Source organism: Pseudomonas sp. EL_65y_Pfl2_R96, assembly GCF_963970905.1.
In the GTDB taxonomy this organism is placed as follows: Bacteria; Pseudomonadota; Gammaproteobacteria; order Pseudomonadales; family Pseudomonadaceae; genus Aquipseudomonas.
In genome coordinates this window covers 1-465 of sequence record NZ_CAXAQH010000316.1, presented here as the reverse complement: position 1 = coordinate 465, position 465 = coordinate 1, and the positions used below count along the sequence as shown (strand labels likewise).

General features: G+C 65.4%; 1 protein-coding gene. It reads right to left on the bottom strand.

What is annotated here, in order from left to right:
* Positions 1-465, bottom strand: a 465-nt coding sequence (locus AACY49_RS30815; RefSeq protein WP_339528080.1) for an FAD-dependent monooxygenase, incomplete at both ends; no start/stop codon positions are given.

Here is a 465-nt window from a genome sequence, read left to right as displayed (position 1 = left end):
GACCAGACGATGCACGAGCGGTGGCCCTGTTCATCATCGTTGAGTGGCAGGATTGCGAACGGACCATCGGGATAGAAGATCTCGAAGGCGATGTTCTCATGGGGGTGTTCATGGTGCAGCGACGTGACGATCGCAGCATTGTCATACGTCCAGCGCGCGACACGCAGGCCCGCCGCCTCGCGCGTCGGTGAATTGCGACCTTCTGCCGCGATCAGCAGCGGCGCGGTGACGACCGCGCCCGAATCGAGCGTGACGGTAACGCCGTGTTCACCGCGATCGACCGCGACCGCGCGCGTTTTCATCCGCACGTCGACCAGCGGGGCCGCCGATGCCGCTTCGAACAACGCCGCGCGCAGCCGTCGATTCTCGACCATATGCCCAAGCGCATCCTCGCCCGCATCCGGCTCGAAATCGAGCGCACCGGGCTCCAGCCCATCGCTGACGCGAATCCCCTGGATCGGGCAG